The organism is Enterococcus sp. AZ156 (assembly GCF_051714165.1).
GTDB lineage: Bacteria > Bacillota > Bacilli > Lactobacillales > Enterococcaceae > Enterococcus_B > Enterococcus_B pernyi.
In genome coordinates, this window is sequence record NZ_JBIORI010000001.1 from 1,453,237 (window position 1) to 1,472,301 (window position 19,065).

Annotated in this window: 19 protein-coding genes; 10 read left to right on the forward strand and 9 right to left on the reverse strand. The window is 35.5% G+C overall.

Going from position 1 to position 19,065, the window contains the following annotated elements; all coding sequences use genetic code 11:
- Positions 1–75 precede the first annotated feature (75 nt).
- From IGJ95_RS06920 to IGJ95_RS06935, 4 genes are all read left to right on the forward strand, one after another.
- Positions 76–618 (forward strand): hypothetical protein, encoded by a 543-nt coding sequence (locus IGJ95_RS06920; RefSeq protein ID WP_023519642.1) that lies wholly within the window; start codon positions 76–78, stop codon positions 616–618.
- Between the two features lie 20 nt (positions 619–638).
- Positions 639–1,142, forward strand: a complete 504-nt coding sequence (locus IGJ95_RS06925; RefSeq protein ID WP_010735490.1) for a hypothetical protein — start codon at positions 639–641, stop codon at positions 1,140–1,142.
- A gap of 128 nt (positions 1,143–1,270) precedes the next feature.
- Positions 1,271–1,825, forward strand: coding sequence for a hypothetical protein (locus IGJ95_RS06930; RefSeq protein ID WP_153829846.1), 555 nt, complete (start codon positions 1,271–1,273; stop codon positions 1,823–1,825).
- 18 nt (positions 1,826–1,843) lie between these two features.
- Positions 1,844–2,425 carry a hypothetical protein gene (locus tag IGJ95_RS06935; RefSeq protein ID WP_438761611.1) on the forward strand — a complete coding sequence of 194 codons (582 nt, stop codon included), beginning with the start codon at positions 1,844–1,846 and terminating at the stop codon, positions 2,423–2,425.
- Between the two features lie 111 nt (positions 2,426–2,536).
- Here the strand turns inward: IGJ95_RS06935 and IGJ95_RS06940 are convergent, their stop codons facing one another.
- Positions 2,537–3,154, reverse strand: a complete 618-nt coding sequence (locus IGJ95_RS06940; protein WP_153829844.1) for a hypothetical protein — start codon at positions 3,152–3,154, stop codon at positions 2,537–2,539.
- 1,458 nt (positions 3,155–4,612) lie between these two features.
- Between IGJ95_RS06940 and IGJ95_RS06945 the strand changes: the two genes are divergently transcribed.
- The 3 genes from IGJ95_RS06945 to IGJ95_RS06955 all read left to right on the forward strand — a co-directional run bounded on the left by IGJ95_RS06945 (position 4,613) and on the right by IGJ95_RS06955 (position 5,939).
- Positions 4,613–4,741, forward strand: a complete 129-nt coding sequence (locus IGJ95_RS06945) for a hypothetical protein (RefSeq protein ID WP_375148437.1) — start codon at positions 4,613–4,615, stop codon at positions 4,739–4,741.
- 192 nt (positions 4,742–4,933) lie between these two features.
- Entirely contained in the window at positions 4,934–5,227 is a 294-nt protein-coding gene (locus tag IGJ95_RS06950) for a hypothetical protein (protein ID WP_438761613.1), read from the forward strand.
- A gap of 88 nt (positions 5,228–5,315) precedes the next feature.
- Positions 5,316–5,939 (forward strand): hypothetical protein, encoded by a 624-nt coding sequence (locus tag IGJ95_RS06955; RefSeq protein ID WP_438761615.1) that lies wholly within the window; start codon positions 5,316–5,318, stop codon positions 5,937–5,939.
- On the opposite strand, the gene IGJ95_RS06960 is transcribed toward IGJ95_RS06955, so the two are convergent.
- Positions 5,918–7,957 (reverse strand): RNase A-like domain-containing protein, encoded by a 2,040-nt coding sequence (locus IGJ95_RS06960; protein ID WP_438761617.1) that lies wholly within the window; start codon positions 7,955–7,957, stop codon positions 5,918–5,920. The genes IGJ95_RS06955 and IGJ95_RS06960 overlap by 22 nt on opposite strands.
- Positions 7,958–8,372: 415 nt before the next feature.
- On the opposite strand from IGJ95_RS06960, the gene IGJ95_RS06965 reads away from it, so the two are divergent.
- On the forward strand, positions 8,373–10,544 hold the full coding sequence (locus IGJ95_RS06965; RefSeq protein WP_023519649.1) for a type IA DNA topoisomerase: 2,172 nt from the start codon (positions 8,373–8,375) through the stop codon (positions 10,542–10,544).
- 76 nt (positions 10,545–10,620) lie between these two features.
- On the forward strand, positions 10,621–10,935 hold the full coding sequence (locus tag IGJ95_RS06970; protein WP_010735484.1) for a hypothetical protein: 315 nt from the start codon (positions 10,621–10,623) through the stop codon (positions 10,933–10,935).
- Positions 10,936–10,971: 36 nt separating this feature from the next.
- Here the strand turns inward: IGJ95_RS06970 and IGJ95_RS06975 are convergent, their stop codons facing one another.
- Positions 10,972–11,460: a GNAT family N-acetyltransferase gene (locus IGJ95_RS06975; RefSeq protein ID WP_438761620.1), complete on the reverse strand. Its 489-nt coding sequence runs from the start codon at positions 11,458–11,460 to the stop codon at positions 10,972–10,974.
- A 262-nt stretch (positions 11,461–11,722) separates the two neighbouring features.
- On the opposite strand from IGJ95_RS06975, the gene IGJ95_RS06980 reads away from it, so the two are divergent.
- Positions 11,723–14,263, forward strand: a complete 2,541-nt coding sequence (locus tag IGJ95_RS06980) for a cation-translocating P-type ATPase (protein WP_153829841.1) — start codon at positions 11,723–11,725, stop codon at positions 14,261–14,263.
- A 370-nt stretch (positions 14,264–14,633) separates the two neighbouring features.
- On the opposite strand, the gene IGJ95_RS06985 is transcribed toward IGJ95_RS06980, so the two are convergent.
- The 6 genes from IGJ95_RS06985 to IGJ95_RS07010 all read right to left on the reverse strand — a co-directional run bounded on the left by IGJ95_RS06985 (position 14,634) and on the right by IGJ95_RS07010 (position 19,054).
- Positions 14,634–15,794, reverse strand: coding sequence for a replication initiation factor domain-containing protein (locus IGJ95_RS06985; protein WP_438761622.1), 1,161 nt, complete (start codon positions 15,792–15,794; stop codon positions 14,634–14,636).
- Positions 15,795–15,798: 4 nt separating this feature from the next.
- Complete coding sequence (locus tag IGJ95_RS06990; protein ID WP_438761624.1) at positions 15,799–16,086, reverse strand: hypothetical protein; 288 nt, start codon at positions 16,084–16,086, stop codon at positions 15,799–15,801.
- 163 nt (positions 16,087–16,249) lie between these two features.
- A complete protein-coding gene (locus tag IGJ95_RS06995; RefSeq protein WP_438761626.1) occupies positions 16,250–16,939 on the reverse strand; it encodes a hypothetical protein in 690 nt (229 codons plus the stop codon).
- Between the two features lie 102 nt (positions 16,940–17,041).
- Positions 17,042–17,293: a hypothetical protein gene (locus IGJ95_RS07000; protein WP_438761628.1), complete on the reverse strand. Its 252-nt coding sequence runs from the start codon at positions 17,291–17,293 to the stop codon at positions 17,042–17,044.
- The gene (locus tag IGJ95_RS07005; RefSeq protein ID WP_438761630.1) at positions 17,283–18,701 is read right to left on the reverse strand and encodes a hypothetical protein; all 1,419 of its coding nucleotides are present in this window, start codon (positions 18,699–18,701) and stop codon (positions 17,283–17,285) included. Before IGJ95_RS07005 ends, IGJ95_RS07000 begins: the two co-directional genes overlap by 11 nt.
- A gap of 56 nt (positions 18,702–18,757) precedes the next feature.
- On the reverse strand, positions 18,758–19,054 hold the full coding sequence (locus IGJ95_RS07010; protein WP_438761632.1) for a hypothetical protein: 297 nt from the start codon (positions 19,052–19,054) through the stop codon (positions 18,758–18,760).
- Positions 19,055–19,065: the final 11 nt, after the last annotated feature.

The following is a 19,065-nucleotide window of genomic DNA, read 5'->3' on the forward strand; positions in this document are numbered from 1 at the left end:
AATTTTCAGTGCTTGGTGCTTTATTGACTACATAATAGAAAAGAAAACATCACATAAAAGAAAGGAAAAATCAATTTGAAATTATTAGATGGAGAGACGTATCGATTCCCTTTGACTATGATGGAGAATAATATCCCGATTCTTTTTCTATTCTTTCATGAGAAAGATTACGAGGAAGATAGCAGTCATCAACAAGCAGCAATTCAGCTTGTTAAGTTTGCGAACCAGAAAAAAAGATATCCTATGATTACTTGGAATAAGCAGGAACATTTAGATAACCGAATACAAGAATATACAATAAATCCTACGCTCATGACCGCTCGACGTTTAAGTCACGAGGTTTTTTTCTCAATTTCTCGGAAACCTAAACAACCGTTTCTTTCAAATTATGCTTATGCATTCTTCCAGATGTCTTCATACTATCTCGGAAAAGTAGACCATTTTATTCAAATGAACGATATTCTTTTTCCAGATAAAGAGCAACTGATTATTTATGAGTGGAATAATACTTGGTCAGATTATTTTCATTATGGCAGACAGCATAGAGGAGCTTTTATATGGACGATCTATGATTCTAAAAGAAATAAGTTTACGGTGATCAATGCAAGCATTTTATGAGATTAGGAGAAAAATATAATATGGAGTTTTTACTACAGGAAACAGAAGTATTGAGCCAAAAATTAGAGGAGAAAGCATTATTTACAAGACGTTTAAATTTAGACTTTGTTTACTTTAAAGAGAAGAATTACCGAAATGTGGAGAGTCATCAACAAGCAGCGATTGAATTTATAAAGGTGATGAACAAAAAAAGAGTAGGGTACTCATGTGTTCATTCAACAGAATTACATTGTTTTGATGATTTACCTATTTTTATTAAGTCTTTGGCTTATCCTTATGCAGTGAACCCAGAGTTGATGTATGCGAAATCAGTATTGCCTCCTGCCTTTTTCTCTACTAAATGTGAGAATGGTAAATATGAATCTTCCTATGCTTATTCCATACTCTCACAGATATATAAACCTCAGCGAGAAGAGATTTTTTTAAAAGCCAATGAGTATCTATTTCCTGTACAAGAGAACCTAATAATCTACCAATGGAATAATGATTGGTCAAACTATTTTTCAATAGGGAGAGAGGAGTAGGGGCTTATTTATGAACGATTTATGAGAGGGAAACTGAAAAATTTACAGTGATAGGTGCTTCGATGAGGTACTGAATACTACGTGAAAAATACTATCGAGTACATACAACATTTCTAGAGGAGGGAAAGATGAAATTTTTGGAAAAGGAAACAGATCGATTTGTACTGACTATGGTTGAAAAAAATATCTGTATGAAAGAGCTCGTACTTACTTACGGCTTCTTCCATGAAGAAAATTACAAAGGGGAAGAAAGTCACAAAAAAGCAGCACTTGCCTTTGTGACAGCAATCAATCAAAAGAGAGGACATACAAAAATTGAGTATACGGATAGAGTAAATTTCCCTGTCAATCTGAGAAAAACTTATTCCATCAATCAACTACTGATGCAAGGGTTTATAATCGAAGGGAATGTTTTCTTTTCTACAGCCTATGATTCGGACAAGAAATATACTTCCGATTATGCCACTGCTTTCTTTAAATTATCTTCATCTTATAAAGGAGAGGAGAAAGATTTTATTCAATTGAACAATCATATCTTTGAAAATAGAGCCAAACTGATTATTTATCAATGGAACAATACTTGGTCAGATTATTTTTCTTACATAAAGAAGATGAGTGGAGCTGCTTACTTATGGACAGTTTACGATGAAGAAAGTAAGAAGTTCACAGTTTTAGGAACTTGAGAAAGAAGGAGGTCGACCATGAGATTATTGAGAAAAGAAATATTCGAGTTTAAACAAAATGCCCACAAGAGAAACATTCCAGTGCAGGGTCTTTTGATAGATTATGTTTTTTTCGAGGAGAGCGAGTATAAAGGGCGCTCTAGTCATCGAAAAGTAGCACTTGAATTTATTAAAGTGATGAATGAAAAAAGGGATGTTCCGGGAATTTACTATACTGAATTACTTTATTTTGATTGTTTACCTAGATATGGCAATCAACTCCAGTATAGATATGCCGTGAATCCAGACTTAATGTATGGGAAACTCTCAACGATCGAGGAGTTAATATCAATAGACAACAAAAGTGCAGGTGGTTATCAATCTATGTATACCTTTCTTTTTCTTCATCCTCCGTACAGCTATGGTGGTAAAAAAGACCACTTTATACAACTTAATGATTGGTTGTTTCCTAATAAAAAAACGCTAACGGTGTATGAATGGAACAGCGAATGGTCAAATTACTTTTCTTTTGGAAGAGAATTATATGATGGATTTTTATGGACGATTTATGACAAAGCGCAACATAAATTTACAGTGATCGGAATTTCAATAGCTGATTGAATGACACAATTGATCAAGTATAATAATATGCAACTGAAAGTCATGTGATGACTCTCAGTTGCATATGTAAATAAGTGAAGAAAAAGCATTTTTTCAAATACGGGTTCATTACTAAGGATTCAAAAATACACTGATAACTGTAAATCGTTTTCTTTTTTCATCGTAAATACTCCATAGATAGGCACCGTAACAATCACGCGCACGATTAAAGCGATTGGAGAAGGATGTATCCCACTCGTAGATTTTTAAATGCTCTCTTTCAGGAAAGAACCGTTGATTAAGCACTAAAAATTGTTCTTTACTCACTGTAGTTGTTTGAGTTTCATGGAAAAAGGCTTTTTCATAGGCTCCTCTATTTTTAAATAGACTATCGGGTTTGATTTCTTCTGCCTTCATCATTTTTTTATTTACATAAATTGGGTATGTTTCCCAACCTAAGTAATCAGGATCTCGCTTGATATAGATGAGTGGGTTAGCTTTAATTGAACAAAAATATTCGTTAAATTGTTCTATGCTTGTAGGCTTCCCAGTTTTTTCTCTTTGGTCGAATGCCCAATGATTACATTGTACAATTCGATTCGAAAATTCTAGATATCCTAGAATGGCTTGTTGGTGACTGTGAATGCCTTGATTATTATTTTCAATAAAGAAGGCATAATTAACATAAATTGGTATATTTTCACCACTCCAATCCCAACATGCTAGTGTTTCTTTTTCTAATAGTTCCATCTATTTGTCTCCTTTTACTAAGTTTCCAAAAGTATACTGATAACTGTAAAACGGTGCCTTTTTTCATCATAAATACTCCATAGATAGGCACCGAAACAATCATGTGCACGATTATAATGATTGGAGAAGGATGTATTCCATTCGTAAACTTTTAATTGGTTTTTTTCAGGAAAGAGTCGTTGATTGAGAGCTAAAAATTGCTCTTTAGTCACTTTGATTGTTTGAGTTTCATGGAAAAAAGTTTTTTCATAGATTCCTCTATTTTTTAATAGAATATCGGGATTGACTTCTTCAGCCTTCATCATTATTTATTGACATAAATTGGTGCTGTATTCCAACTTAAGTAATCAGGATCTCTATGAATATAGATGAGTGGATTTGCATTTATTGAAAGAAAGTATTCTTCATATTCTTCCCAGGTCACTGTATGACCAGTTTTTCCTTTCGTCTCACAGACCAATAGCTTCACTGCACGATTCTATTTAAATACTCAAGGTGTCCTAGTACGGCATCTTGATAACTTTTTTCACAAAAAAACTATACTTTACATAAATTGGGATAGTTGCTCTTGCTCGAGTCCATAAAGTTATCGTATCTTTTTCTAGTAGTTCCATCTATTTAACTCCTCAAAGAAACTAGCTTAGAATTCATATTCAACTCATTAATTATTATCTTCTTTCTTAATTGGCTTTTTATACTTTTATTTCTAAAAAAATAAATTATTGTTTCATAAGAATGATCATAATAAATCGAAACATCTTGTTGTTTGAATAAACATGACATAATATAAATTTATAATTATATTTCTATATTTTCCTTAATTTTAAATAACGATTAAAAAATACTGACATAGAATTGCTGCTAATTTTTAAAGAGGTTTGGAGGTATAGAATGAAACTATCCTAAAGAGAAAATTTTGGCTACATTAGAAAGACAATGTATATGATGTACGTTTTCAATAGCAATTATTAAGTGCAATTACAAATTTGGATAAACATTAAACATTACCATGGCCTTTCTTTAGTCAGGACTGGTAATAAAAAACTTTCAGAATAAAAGCAAACAACACTTTTGAAGGATAGTTATTGATATAGATTTACTATTGACGTATCTAAATGAGTACGTAAAAACGATCATACTGAAATAGGAAGTAATAGTTCTTCTAATAGATGTAATTAAATCATGGGTATTTTGGGAGATGGATGTGCAAACAAGAACAGGTATAGTTATCACTATTAAAATATAGAAAACGATGATCAGAAGAAAAAGTGATTCAATACATAATAATATTTAAAAACCAAAAATAAGAGTAATTTTTATAAAAAAGTAGAGATGAACAATATAGAAATAACGGTATTTACTGATATTTTTTTACGAATAGACAATCGAAAAATAAACTACATACAACTGTCATTTTAATTTATTAATTATGGGTAACTAAGACTGGGAGGTAAGAGATTGAAATTATTGGGAAAAGAAAGCTTGCAGCTACAATGGAGGGAGGATATCGTCCCTTATTATGTAGATTATGCATTTATTGAAGAGAAGACTTACAAAGGGAAAAAAGCCATCAGGAGGCGGTTCTAGAGTTTTTAAATTTTACCAATCGCATTTGGAAATGCGATATTTGGGCAATAAAACATCGTAATAATACACATGAAGTTATCACTGTTAATATGTTGGAACAGCAATTCTTTTCTAGCGTAGATGAGACAATCATTTATTCAGATCAAAGTTTCACTAACAAATAATCGATACCCAACGCTTGTAAATAAAAAAATGATGGAATCAACTGAAATAAGTCCAAAACAATTCTTTATGGACGGAGGAATTTACGAACAGGCTTTTTTTGATAATTCTCAAGAAACAGAATTATCAAAACTAGACTTTGAAGCACTAAATCAATTTTTCTTTCTATTGAAAGATAAGTTGATCATCTATTCCTGGAATACAGATTTTACCAACTACTATAATTTTGTCCGTGAAGGACATGGTGCATATTTGTGGAGCATCTATGATAGCGAAAGAAATAAATTTACAGTGATAAGTATAGCTCTGGTAATTCAGGGTTAGGGAAGGACAATTTTTGGTTACATCTATTGTTTAAGCATGTGAAAAATAGCTATTAAGTACATACACTATTTTTATAGGAGGAAAAGACATGGAATTATTGGTAAAAGAAACATTAGCATTAGGGGAAAAAAGGGATATACTTTTCCCGTATTACGTTGGTTATACGTTCTTTAAGGAAAGTGATTACCAAGGAAAGGTCACCCATAAAGAGGCAATCTTAGCCTACCTAAATTATTTAAGTCGTTTAACAAAAACAAATATTTGGTCATCAAAAAAACGCGAAGAAACAGGAAAACCTGTTGACTGTGAAATGTATGTAGCGAAATTTCGTGAACTGAATTCTGATTCAATTATATATACAGAAATTGATCCTACTACGTTAAATTTAGATGGCTATCCCATTGAAGTCAACGAAGAGATGATGGAAGGTACTGAACTTACTGCGGAAGAATTGTTTATGGATGGTGGGGTATATGAGGAAGCTTTTTTTAATGAATTTCATGGTACAAGGTTATCTAAGAAAGACTTTAATCTGGTAAATGAACGTTTCTTTCCTTTAAAAGATAAATTGATCATCTATTCATGGAATACAGAGTTTACAAATTATTTCAATTATGCGCGTGTGGGCTGGGGCGCCTATCTTTGGAGTGTTTATGATTCTAGAACCCAAATATTTACGATCATCAGTATTTATTTAGCAGAACCGGCGTAATATAAGGTATCATGAGATAATATAGGTTCATACTTACAGATTATTGAATTAAAAATTTTAAATAATTGCGTTAATCTAAAAAAATGACTATGTAGATTAGTATTTTTATAAATAGAACCCGCTATTAGCGGGTTCATTTCTATCATTTTTTTTAGATCTGGATAGGCAGTGAGAATATAATACTTTCTTTTTTTTCGTATCACATTACGAGTACGCTGGATTACTACGCAAGAGTAGGTAATATTACTTACAGGTAAATAATCATTTTTTCCTTCTACTATTCTCCAAAGTCCCCAGCCATTCGGAACTATTCCAGAAATATAGGCATGGGATTGATAAATTACACGATCATTTGATGTCTGTAAATGACATTCTCCTAAAGGAAGCTTGATTTTTCCGTCTAAGTAATTTTGATTCGCAGTAAAAATAGCAGTGTTGATATAGATCAGTGCTTGAATGGGATCATTAAAAGTTGAAGTATAATTTAATCTAGAGTTTTGGTCTAAACGTCCTTTTAATTCTCCATGATTTTTCCCTATATGACTAGCAATCGTATGCCCCTTCCCTCCATCTGCAAAATGTTCATCGTAATATAAATCAACAGGAGTGTACCACTCAATTTCTTCATCTTCAACATCAACATCTGCTAATTCCTTAATCTTTTGATAAATTTTCTCTAAACTTTCAGAGAGCCAACTAGCTCCCATTGCGCCTAGGACTAAAATTTCTTTTGTCTTATCATCTATAATATTTCCAGTCTCTTCATCCAACACCCCACGTTTTCCATCAATAGTGATCGAATCATCATTTGGTAGTGCCTCATCACTATAAGAAAACTCAATCGCTCCAACTAAATGCGCTGGAACGGCTTGTTGCGTTTGAGCATAGATAAAGTTCCCAGCGTGATCCAATACAACTGCGGCACCATATAATGTAGCGATCATTCCTGATGGGTCAAAGTCTAACCCATTGTTGTTTGGATCCAAGGCTTCGCTTAAACTTTGGCTGATTTGGCTGGTTCGTTCATCATATGCGACAGCCATTTCTTGGGCAGTTTCAATAGCTAAGGCTTTAGAAGGTTCATTGACGACCCCGAATTCAAATGGTGTGGTTGCTTGGACGTAGTCGAGCAATTGTTCTTTTGTTGTGATCTCTGTTAAGAGCGTAGAGATGCTCGTATCAAGCTTGACTTGATAATTAAAAGGTTCTGGGAAATCATAGCCGTAGTAAGAAGAACCGGTGATGTTCAAGATGGCATTATCTGCACCACGAACGGATTCGCCATACTGGATGCTTTCTAAAACGAAAAACTCATTCTGGGAGAGAGAATCGGCTAGTGACGTGTTACGTCCGACCACCGCTGCTTGCTCTCGTAGTGTCCAAGGGATGGTGTAGTTGATGTAGCGACGATAGAGTTCAACACGGTCACTGACGCTGAAAGTAAAGATTCCGTGGTCGCTCTCGCCAGTCAAGTACTCACGCATCAACGCATTGCTTGTTACATCTTGTGCGTAGCGGTTTTGTAAGGCTGCGGAGAAATTGTAGGTATTTGTTGTCGAATCGATTCCAGACATTGCAAAAGCGCTCAGTTCATTTTGAGTGGAGGCACTGCTACCGATCGATTCAAATAAGCCACTGTTTGTTTTCGCTAAATCAGCTGTTGCGACGCCTAAAGAGGCACCGAGCTGATAAAAACCGACCCCTAGACCAATTCCTAGTAGAGCGGGGGCAAGAACAGCGGAGGCTGCGGTCGACAGTAAGCCAGCGCTAAGTGTACTACCTGATAAACCAGATGCATAAGCAGACATGCTGATTCCATTAAAAACGTTTAAGGCAACTGCTGCATTTTGTGGTTCTGCGGACGAAGGGATCGGTGAGGTGGTATCGATCGGAACGATGGCTTCGTCAGGTTGGGGGATTTCGCTAGCGATCGCTTCTTGGGCGTGGACATCAAGCGGCAAAGTGGCAAAAGGTGCGAGCAACAGACCAACAAGTAATAGGCGATAAAATTTTTTCATTTTTTACTCCTTTTTATCAAATGGCTTGAGTGACTACCAACAGTTCAACTACCAAAAACCTCCTTATTTGTGTCGTAGGTTGCTTAATTATATTTTCCAAAATATAACAACAAACTTCAAGTTTATTTAAAATTATAATTATAAAAAAACTCATTTTTTTATATAGTTATTTTCTTTGCAAATACTAATTATATGTCAATTCTTGCTGTTCTTTTATCAATGTTCATCTTCTTATTTAAAAATAACAATAAGATAATAATAAAAAGATGAATGTTCTTCTTTAGGTGCTTATAGTTATTTTTTTGTAACGCTTTTTTCCATTCAACAAAAACATCTTCAATTTTTTCGCTATTCTTTTTGAAAACCATTTGGTAAACTGTTAAAGAATTCTTATTTTATCAAGAGGAGGAAAAACATGAAAACAGTGATACTTGCTGAAAAGCCTTCTCAAGCAAAAGCGTATGCGGAAACGTTCAAAAAAAAGAAAAAGCAGGAAGGTTATTTTGAAGTCAGCGATCCACTATTCACAGGTGAAGTAACGATCACTTATGGATTTGGTCATTTAGTGGAAATGGTTCCTCCTGGAGAATATGAAGAACGCTGGGCGAAGTGGTCATTGCCCAACTTGCCGATATTTCCTGACCAATTCAAATATACGGTGCCTCCAGAGAAACGGAGCCAATTCGCCATTGTCAAACGACAATTGCAAGCAGCTAATACGATCATTATCGCAACAGATAGTGACCGTGAAGGTGAAGCGATTGCTTGGTCGATCATCCAGCAAGCAAAAGCCTTTACGAAGCAAAAGCAGTACTTACGTTTATGGATCAATTCATTGGAAAAAGAAGCCATCTATCAAGGGTTCAAACAACTGAAACCGGCGGAGCAATTTTATCCAAAATACAAAGAAGCACAAGCACGTCAACATGCGGATTGGCTGATCGGGATGAATGGCAGTCCACTGTATAGTTTGCTGCTGCAACAAAAAGGAATCTCAGGGAGCTTCTCCTTAGGGCGCGTGCAAACACCAACGCTTTATATGATCTACCAGTTACAAGAAGAAATCAGGAAGTTTAAAAAAGAGCCTTATTTCGAAGGAGAAGCGCAGATCAAAAGTCAACATGGGCAGTTTGTCGGTAAAATCGAGCCGAAACAAACTTTTAAGACTGCGAACGAATTAGTTACTGCGATTGAGGGAAAAGGAGCGCATTTAGGAAAACAACAAGGAACGATCTTACAAGTAACGAAAAAAGAAAAACAACAAAGTAGTCCACGTTTGTTTTCTTTGTCAAGTTTACAATCGAAAATGAATCAACTGATGAAAGTCAGTGCGAAAGCCACACTTGATGCAGTTCAAGGTTTGTACGAAAGTAAGTTTTTGAGTTATCCTCGAACAGATTCTTTTTACATTACAGAAAGCGAACACCAGTATCTTGTCCAAAATCTTGATCGCTATAAAGCGTTTTTAGGGATCACAGAGGTAGCGACACCAGAAACATTTCCTAAAAAACGATATGTGGATGCAAAAAAAGTCCAAGAGCATCATGCGATCATTCCCACAAAAACGATACCGACGAAGGAACGTTTTGCGAAGCTTTCCCGACTAGAGCAAGCGATCTATTTGCAGGTGATGCGTACGACTTTAGCAATGTTTGCAGAAAATTATCGCTATGAAGAAACCGTGATCCTTACAGGAGTGGAACGATTGCGTTTAAAAAGTGTCGGGAAACGTCCGATTGCAGAAGGCTGGCAACAAATCTTGACCGTAAAAAGCAAGAAAAAATCAGATGGTCAGCTTTTGCCTAAAGTTAGTGAACAAGAGGTAGTGGCTGTTGATCTGAGAAGGCTTGAGAAAGAGACTCAACCGCCTAAGCCCTACAATGAGGGAACGCTGATCACTGCGATGAAAACCGCAGGAAAGACCTTAGATGATGAAGAAGCGCAAGAGATTCTGAAAGAAGTGGAAGGAATCGGAACGGAAGCTACCCGCGCGAGCATTATTGAAAACTTGAAACAAAGGCACTATATCGAAGTCAATAAAAATGATATTCAAGTGACTGCCAAAGGTATCACTTTGTGTAAAGCAGTAGCAGGAGAATCTTTACTGACAAGTGCTGAGATGACGGCGCGGTGGGAAAGTTATCTAAAAAAAATCGGTGAACGGCAAGGAACACCGGAAGTCTTTTTAGAAAATATCAAAAAATTTATTCTGCATTTATTAGAAGTCGTCCCAGAACAAGTAAAAACAGTCGACTTGTCGGAAGAGCAAAGCGGCTTGATGCAAATCGAAGCAATGGAGAAGAAGAATGACCAAGTCGGGCGTTGTCCGAAATGTAAAAAAGGCATTGTGATGTTGTATCCAAAAATCGCGACATGTACGAACAAGGAATGTGATTTTAAATTATGGCCTACGATTGCTAAGAAGAAATTGACTAAAACAAATCTTAGAGAGTTACTCTCAAAGGGAAAGACCAGAAAAGTGGTCAAAGGATTCACGGGGAAAAAAGGAAAGTTTGATGCTGTCCTTATTTTGAAAGAAGATTTAACGATCGGCTTTTCATTTCCTTGGATGGAAAAACAAGAGTAGGTATATATATTCCGAAAAGTAAAAATACCTAAACCAAAAAATACTAAAGTAATCATTATTAGAGGAGTACTTGTACGTGAAAAAAATCAATTCGCTTTTGAATTATGCAATGGGGTTGTTAACGCTGGTTGCGCTATATCAAGCAGTTATTGCATATCCAGAATACGGAACCAAATTATTAGCTATTACAAAACATCCGACTGGCTACTCACCGACGGTCATTTTGACAACTTTGACCGCAGCAGCCAAAAGTGGCACTTACTTGTTGCATACAACGAGTAGTCTACTGAAAAGAAAGAAACAGCGGAAACAGTTGCTTTTCGTATTAGCTGCGGCGGGTGTTGTTTATTTCTTACCGGTGATTACGCAATTTATTCAACAGTTCATATAAATAGATAAAAAAGACGACGATAAGAGAAAAATTTCCTTATTCGCCGTCTTTTTTTAACTCTTTAATATACCAAGCGTCCATCGTCGAGTGTTCAGAACCTGCTAGTGGATCAGCTATCAAGTGAAAGCCGAACTTTTCATATAGTTTACAAGCAGGCTTTAATAAATGCATCGTTTCTAAATAGCATTGACGGTAATGTTGAGTGGCATAAGACAATGCTGTTTCCATCAATTGGTTGGCAATTCCTAAACCTTTTGCTTCTGGGGCTAAGTACAATTTTTGTAATTCACATATCTGCTTTTGCTCGTCAAAAGGTGTGATTCCGATTCCGCCAACTACTTTATTTTTTAATTCCACCACCCAATAAGCAGCACAGGGGAGAGCATGGTAGTAGTCTGTTAAATGGTCTAATTGTGGGTCGAAATAGGCAGTTCCTTCAATCGCTAAATCGAGTGATTCTAGGGAAGTTTGAATAATTTCTTTGATGATTGGATCATCTCGTGGTTTGATTTCTCGTATCAGCATCGGACAAGGCTCCTTTTCTATCGTGTTTATTTTATCGTAATACAAATGAACGGAAGGGTCAATTTACTTTGTACTCAGAGGAACATTCTTTTATCAACTTCTCCCTTGACCCATTGCTTGAACTGTGAAATAATAACTTCATAAAAAATTTATGACTTAAGAGCGTTCGCCGGAACGATCTTGTAGGAGTCAGACAAACGAACCGTAGGCTTTAATGGTTCGTTTGCCTGGCTCCTTTTTGTTTTGGGAGGGAATAGGCAGAATGAAAATAGAAAACTTACAGACAGATAGACAAAAAGGATTGACGGAACAAGAAGCAAATGATCGATTAGAATACTACGGTGTAAACTCGATTGACACTCAGTCAACTAAATCTTTTATTGTTTATTTCAAAGAAGCAATGAAAGATATCACGATTTTGATTTTACTTGTTGCCACAGGACTATCTACGTTTATTGCTTATCAAACACATCCGGATGATTTTACAGAACCAATTGTCATCTTTTCAATTGTCCTATTAAATCTTTATTTGTCGATACGGCAACAAAAAAGTGCGGAAAAATCAATGGATCAACTGAAAAAAATGAGTACGCCATCTAGCCGTGTCTTGAGAGAAAGTTCCGTTAAAGAAATCAACAGCTCTGAGATCGTTCCTGGTGATATCGTACAACTTAAATTGGGTGATCGTGTCCCTGCTGACGCGAAAGTAATTACAAGTACTAATTTCTTTGTTGACGAATCATTTTTGACTGGAGAAAGTGAACCGAGTGAAAAGGACGCTTCTTATCGTGCTAGTGATATTGAAGCATTGAGTGATCGTAAAGACCTAGTATTTTCAGGTTCATTGGTTGTGACAGGTAAAGCAACGATTTTAGTAGAAAAAACTGGTAATGCTACAGAAATCGGAAAAATCTCTCATTTAATCACGAATGAAGGAACGCATGTCGCACCACTGCAAATCAAAATGCAAAGACTGGGTAAAGTACTAGGAATAGTCGCAATCACTGCTGGTTTCTTAGCAATTGTAATTGGTTTAGTAAAAAGTTTGAGTGTGGAATCAAGTATCATGACTGCAATTTCAATGGCAGTTGCAGCAATACCAGAAGTATTACCGGTTGTCGTAACCATCTCTTTAGCTGTGGGAATGGGGAATATGGCAATTAAGAAAACCATTGTTCGAACACCTTCAACTGTTGAAACAGTAGGCGGCGTCTCTGTGATTTGTTCAGATAAAACGGGTACGATCACTGAAAATAAAATGACGTTAAAAAAAATCGTTCCTCTAACAGAATTACCTATTCTTATAGACTTCACTAAAGACAAGGAAAAAAATCTACTTTTACTGTTTTATCTTGCGAGTGGTTCTTCTGAGAACGAAGGAGGGGGCAATCCAACGGAATTAGCGATTCAAAAAGCTGTAAAAGATCGATTTTCGGAGAAAGAATTACAGGAATCTCTTTCTGATTTGAAAAAAATCAAAGAATTGCCCTTTGATTCAAAAAGAAAACGTATGACAGTCGTCTATCGTATGGGTCAAGAATATTTTTCAGTCACAAAAGGAGCATTCGATCGGCTGCACTTGGTGAATCCAAGCGAACATTACCAAGCAGAACATGATCAACTTGCTGATCAAGCGTACCGTGTATTAGGAGTAGCGTACAAGGTATTCCAGCAACCGATTGAAGAATTATCAGAGGAAGAACTAGAGGAGGAGTTGTCATTTGCCGGCTTTATCGGCATTATCGATCCAGCGAGGAAAGAAGCAGCAAAGGCAGTGGAAATAGCCAAAAAAGCAGGGATAAAAACCGTTATGATCACTGGCGATCATTTATTAACAGCTTCACGTATTGCTAAAGAAGTAGGGATAATGGGAGAAGGAGATCAGGCAATGACAGGGGCGGAACTGAAAAGAATGGGTGACAAACAGTTAGCCGAAACTATCGATAGATGTCGATTGTTTGCTCGAACGTCACCTGAGGACAAGATACGAATCGTTAAAGCTTTTCAACAAAATGACGAAATCGTCGCCATGACAGGGGACGGAGTGAACGACGCTCCGGCATTAAAAGCAGCGGACGTCGGCATTGCTATGGGGAGTGGAACGGAAGTGGCGAAGGAAGCTTCTGATATGGTTTTAGTAGACGATCATTTTGCAACGATCGTCCAAGCGGTAGAAGAGGGGCGCAGGGTGTATCAAAATATCCGTAAATCTCTATATGCCATGTTAGGTTGTAATATTTCAGCTTTAACGATCGTATTGATTTCTTTGATCTTAGGTTGGGGGGCGCCAGTCACAGCGATCCAATTATTGATCATCAAAGTAGTCGCAGATGGCATCCCTGGTTTTAGTTTAAGTGTCGAACCTGCAGAGGAAAAAAATATGGAAAAACAACCGATCCATAAATACGATAGCATTTTTTCACGAGGATTGACCTTTAAGATCCTGGAAATCTCTGTCGTGTTTACCGTCGTCACATTATTGGCTATAGTTATTGGTCGTACACAATCAGTAGCGATTGCTGAAACAATGACATTTATTGTCTTAGGGTTATCCACGATCAGCCATATGTATAATTGTCGCAGTGAAGTATCTATTTTACGATTGAAATTTTTGGGCAATCCATTGCTAGTCTTAACTACAGCAATTGGTGCATTGATCATTGTCTTATTAGTGACAATCCCTCTGACACAACATATCTTTGGATTTGTTACGATTGGACTTTCCAACTGGCTATGGGTTCTTGGTTTATCTTTTATTCCAGTAGCCTATATCGAAGTGAAAAAATGGACACATCTGTTTTAAAGAATTATTTTAAAGAATTACCTGAAGGATTTTCTCTTAGTTAAGTTTAATTATGTTCGTCTGTAATTTATTTTTCCCGAAGCTACGGACGAACTTTTCTTAAAATGACTTAAAAAAGCGCAAATGATAAAAATAAATACAGATAACAAAAAAACTAGAGAATTATGGAAATTTACGATTAGTGAGAGAGGTTAGAACGAGGAATTATGAACGTAATCATTTTTTATTTATTCTAGTTTACATAATATATATTATACAAAGTAGATTCAAAGTGAAATCAAACCTCTATCAAACCAAATTAAAACAAAAATGGCTCTTTCGAGCCAATACAAAATTATAAAAAAATTTTGCACGATCATTTCATACTAAATTACTCTTGACCAGAGTTATACAAACCATTTCTTCGTTCATGATCGTACCAAAATTCAGTTAACGTATCGTAATCTTTTGTTTTATCAGATATCCCTAAAATAAGTTTCCGCATTTCAGCACGTAAAAAGTTCTTCGAAATATCATTCTTACTAAATTCGTTAGCAATCATAATTTGTTCTTTCGACATTCGTTGTTTACCCAAAATCTTAATATAATCAAAAAATAGTTCGTCGTCGTCTAATGCCGTATAAACTGTTGCAAGACTTCCTACGACTTGACTATCAATCCATTCTTTCTTCCTGATTATTGAAGGATACGGATGGACTGACGTTAATTTAATTGGTTCAGCAGAGTTTAGAAATTTAAGCCACCATTTACAGTCTGACCAACGAGAGCGATTAGAATCTGTACCTTTGATCTTAAAAGTTAAATAATTGCGAAGTATACCACAAATATAACTTCCTAAAGCACCACCTTGAGATATGATTTTACAAGCTTCCATAGCTCTTTCTTTTCTAATCTGTAACTCAGTTCGTTGCCAGAAATCTAAATCGTGTTTTAAAGCGTAATTCTTCGCTTCTCGCTCTTCTAACTTGTCATAAAAGCGAATCATAACGTCTGACTTACCAAAATAAATCGTTTGACCTAAGGTCTCGCCTGTGGCGAGTAAATGTTCTTCAAAATTACGACCTGTTCGGAACTTAGAAACAACGCAACCTTTCTTAATACAATTCTCAATTTGTTTTAAAGTAAAGTGACCTTTGAAATCGTCTATAGCTAAATCCAAACGAGTTATATTGATTTCAAACCCCAAAAGATATTGGAAAAATGATTGCCAACTAAACCCCGTCTGTTCAAATGTCAATTCATATTCCCGACAAGCCTGACCGCTTAAATCAACAAAGATACCCATTTCAGGAGTACCGTCAAAAAAAATGGAAATAGATTGAAATACAGCACTTTTCTTATAACCATTTCTCCCCTTGTCTTGAACTGTAAATAAAGTTGAATCAAGAAGAAAAACCCCACAAACTTCTTTCCAATTTTTTGCATTTTTAAAAGTGCAAGAAAACCAGTCTACTGTAGAGATTAGAGTAGGTTTAGATGTATTTATAACCCCCCTGTTAGTAACGGGGGTTTTCATTTTTTTATCGGTCATTTTTTTACTCTCCTTCCGACAATAAAAGTACACCGTCAACGCAAAACTCTGGTTTAAAATACGCAGAACGACCTTTTCCAAAAACGTGTAAATTTAACATAATCTTATCCCCTTTTTTCAAATGAGAAATATCGATCTTATTTGTAACATGATAAGAAAACAAACGTTTTCTATCTCCAGGCATACGAAAAATAAGTGTTTGAGTACGCCATTTTCTACCAAAGCGATTCACTTCATAAATGTTCACTTTATGAACAATCACACACTCAATACTTGTATAAACTGACAGCACTCCCCTTCTTTAGCTCTGCGAGCTAATCGGCCCACAATTCCGCCGACTGCATTGAAACATTTCAAAGCGACTAAAAAGCAAGCTTTTTAATCACTTTGAAACGTCATTATCCAGCATTAATAAAGCTATAGAGAAAACTAAAAGCAAAAAACAAAGATATCTATCATTTTTTATTCTCTTTTTCGACCGCAATCATTTTATTAATCACTGCATAACTGTCGTATAATTCACGTATCTTTTTCGATTGAACAAAATTTCGTCTCCATTTCCTGTGAAGCTTCATACGAGCTTCTGGGCGCCCTATGGTGTCTTCATAGTCTTTTGCATTAAAGCAACGTTGAAATGTCCACCAACCGCCTACTGTGTAACATTCAACCACTTCAAAGGTCTGTTCACGTAAAGGCTTCGTCACACGACTAAAGTGTTGGCTTGTACCAAAAATCTTTATTTGTTGTTTGCGTTGTTGCGTAGCAACAGAAAGAACACGAGAGCTAAAATTGCGTGTATCATAAATGTCAAATTCATTCTGTATCTCGTCAATCGCAAACACCACGCCAGCTTCGTTTCGCAGAGTTAAAATCTGTTCCCAAGAATCGAGAGAAACGTCTTCATGGATATAACCAAAATTCGTGCAGATAAGAACGTCAGGATACTTCTTCCTAATTCTTTCTAATTGTTCAACTAAACTCATTGTTTTCCCACTACCTTGCATACCTGCAAAAATCGTCAAACCGTACATTTTAAATCTCTTTCGCTCTTCACGATCAAATAAATCTTTAATCTTGCATTTTAAAAATCGAAACAACTTAAAAAATATATTTTGATTCGATAAAATTTCAAATTCACGTTTCAATTTCCTTATCCACCTTTCAAAATTATTTGAATAATTTCGCAGGTTATATTTTTTTCGCGTGCGCGGGGTGCGTCGCTCCCATGCGCCCCGCGAAAAAAAATATTAACCAAGCGAAAATTTACTCAAAATAAATCTTAGAATACGTGTAAGAAAGCTTAAATTATCAACGACAAAAACAGCGGCAATACAAGAAAGAATAAGTTTAAAACTAACAATCGTATCAAAATAAGCCAAAACATTACCAAAAGAAGTAAAATCTAAACTATCACTTTCAGGGAATTTCATTGTAGGAAATAAACTAATAATAAAGTTCAAAATCCCCAATAAAAAATCAATGATCGCTTTAAGTAGCAATAACGTCACTCTCCCCTACAAAACGTTTATAGATTATGATACACGTCCACAAAAACACAAAAATGTTCGCTACATTTCTAAAAACAGGAACAATCGTTTCAAACCTTGACTTCGGAAATGGATATAACTTTTCTCCACGATAGACAATGTAAAAGTCATACAACGATTTCTCACTAGAAAAAAGAGAATCCAAATAATCTTTAATCTGAAAAACAAATTGAAATTTGCCCTTAAAATTATCAACAAAATCACTAAAACTATTTTGTATTCCATCGAAATCAGGAATAATGAAACTAAAAAGCCCGTCAAATAACTTTTTAAGAAGGTCAGTAATAAAATTATTTGCAAGGAAATCAATTAACTTATCAAAAAAGCCACCAAATAATTCACCAAGCAATTCAAGTAATTTACTTAAAAAATCTAATATTCCACCACCACTATCACCAGAACCATTCTCAGAATCGTCAACAACAGGAGAGTTAACAGTAGATTTTTTTACTAGATTTCCGTCAACAACTCCATTTTCAGAATCAAACTTAAACTTAGGATCAAAATACAAAACACCGCCCTCAGAAACGTCAGAGACCACCCCAGAACCTGAGATACTTTGTGTTCTAGAATCATTCCCTAAAAGAACAGTAATTTTTAATTGTGAAAGAGCACTTAAAGGAAAATCACTTCCGTCGTATTTTTTAGAAACTTTCAAATAAGAAATATCTTTTGCGGCCCCTTTAGTGGTCAGTGAATAAACAACAGAACTAGAATCACTACTCAAAACTGGAAGGGCTTGGAAGTTTTCAGAAGTCGGAGAACTTACATAAGAAACCGAAGGTTTATACTTAGCATAATCAGAAGATTCTACAGTTAATCGAATTTCATTAACATATAAACTACCGTCCGGCTCCAAACGATAGCCATTATCGACAGGCATAGCAGTTAAATAAACCACTTTAGCCTTAAATAAGTTCGCAATATCAATATAAAACCCTTCATTTGCTTTTATGCTCGCACCATTCAAAGGCTTATAATAACCAGAAGAATCAAAATAATTTTTATTTTCAATCGTATAGCCTTCTCGTAAACTCTCCATAATCAAGTTATAGCCGAGCAAAGTAAAACGATAAGAATATTGTGTTTCTGCAATAAATTCAGCTATAGAATCAAAATCAATATTCTTCAAAGCATTTTGCCCAATTGCTTCTAATTCATTCCAATTCTTAACAGAAGAACCCCCACTATAAAGCTGAGAAAGACCAAAAAGGACATATTTCAAATTATCAGAACCACGTTTTTCCTTATACTCTGAAATGGAAGGAGCTGTTTTAAAATCCAAAATATCCGCATGAACCTTTTCAAAACTAAAGAAACAAAAAAAAGCAGTAACCAAAGCAAAAATTTTAATTCTCATAAAAATTCTCCTAAAAAAATAGACATTCCGAAGAATGTCTATATTCAATTTTTAGATTAAACTGCTTTGTTGAAGAAACGTTTTGCAATTTTAAACGAAGCGAAAGCAACAACGATAATTCCAGCAATACTAAAAATGATCGGCAAACCTTCATTAATAGCTGAAGAAACGCCTGTTTTAATTTCATTCAACGTAGTAGTAATAGCACTAGAAGAAGCTTCTCGAACTTGCCTTGTCGCTGCTTCGTCAGCAAATACCGCAGGACCTGCGGTCACAACGGAAGCAACCGCACCAGTAACAAATAACCGTGTTTTAAAACTTGCATTCATAACTTTTTCTTTTAAATTTCCCATAAAATATTCCT

Coding starts and splice junctions, on each gene's coding strand:
- IGJ95_RS06925 (WP_010735490.1), top strand. CDS start 639: ATGGAGTTTTTACTACAGGAAACAGAAGTATTGAGCCAAAAATTAGAG.
- IGJ95_RS06930 (WP_153829846.1), top strand. CDS start 1,271: ATGAAATTTTTGGAAAAGGAAACAGATCGATTTGTACTGACTATGGTT.
- IGJ95_RS06935 (WP_438761611.1), top strand. CDS start 1,844: ATGAGATTATTGAGAAAAGAAATATTCGAGTTTAAACAAAATGCCCAC.
- IGJ95_RS06940 (WP_153829844.1), bottom strand. CDS start 3,154: ATGGAACTATTAGAAAAAGAAACACTAGCATGTTGGGATTGGAGTGGT.
- IGJ95_RS06950 (WP_438761613.1), top strand. CDS start 4,934: ATGATGGAATCAACTGAAATAAGTCCAAAACAATTCTTTATGGACGGA.
- IGJ95_RS06955 (WP_438761615.1), top strand. CDS start 5,316: ATGGAATTATTGGTAAAAGAAACATTAGCATTAGGGGAAAAAAGGGAT.
- IGJ95_RS06960 (WP_438761617.1), bottom strand. CDS start 7,957: ATGAAAAAATTTTATCGCCTATTACTTGTTGGTCTGTTGCTCGCACCT.
- IGJ95_RS06965 (WP_023519649.1), top strand. CDS start 8,373: ATGAAAACAGTGATACTTGCTGAAAAGCCTTCTCAAGCAAAAGCGTAT.
- IGJ95_RS06975 (WP_438761620.1), bottom strand. CDS start 11,460: ATGCTGATACGAGAAATCAAACCACGAGATGATCCAATCATCAAAGAA.
- IGJ95_RS06980 (WP_153829841.1), top strand. CDS start 11,723: ATGAAAATAGAAAACTTACAGACAGATAGACAAAAAGGATTGACGGAA.
- IGJ95_RS06985 (WP_438761622.1), bottom strand. CDS start 15,794: ATGACCGATAAAAAAATGAAAACCCCCGTTACTAACAGGGGGGTTATA.
- IGJ95_RS07005 (WP_438761630.1), bottom strand. CDS start 18,701: ATGAGAATTAAAATTTTTGCTTTGGTTACTGCTTTTTTTTGTTTCTTT.
- IGJ95_RS07010 (WP_438761632.1), bottom strand. CDS start 19,054: ATGGGAAATTTAAAAGAAAAAGTTATGAATGCAAGTTTTAAAACACGG.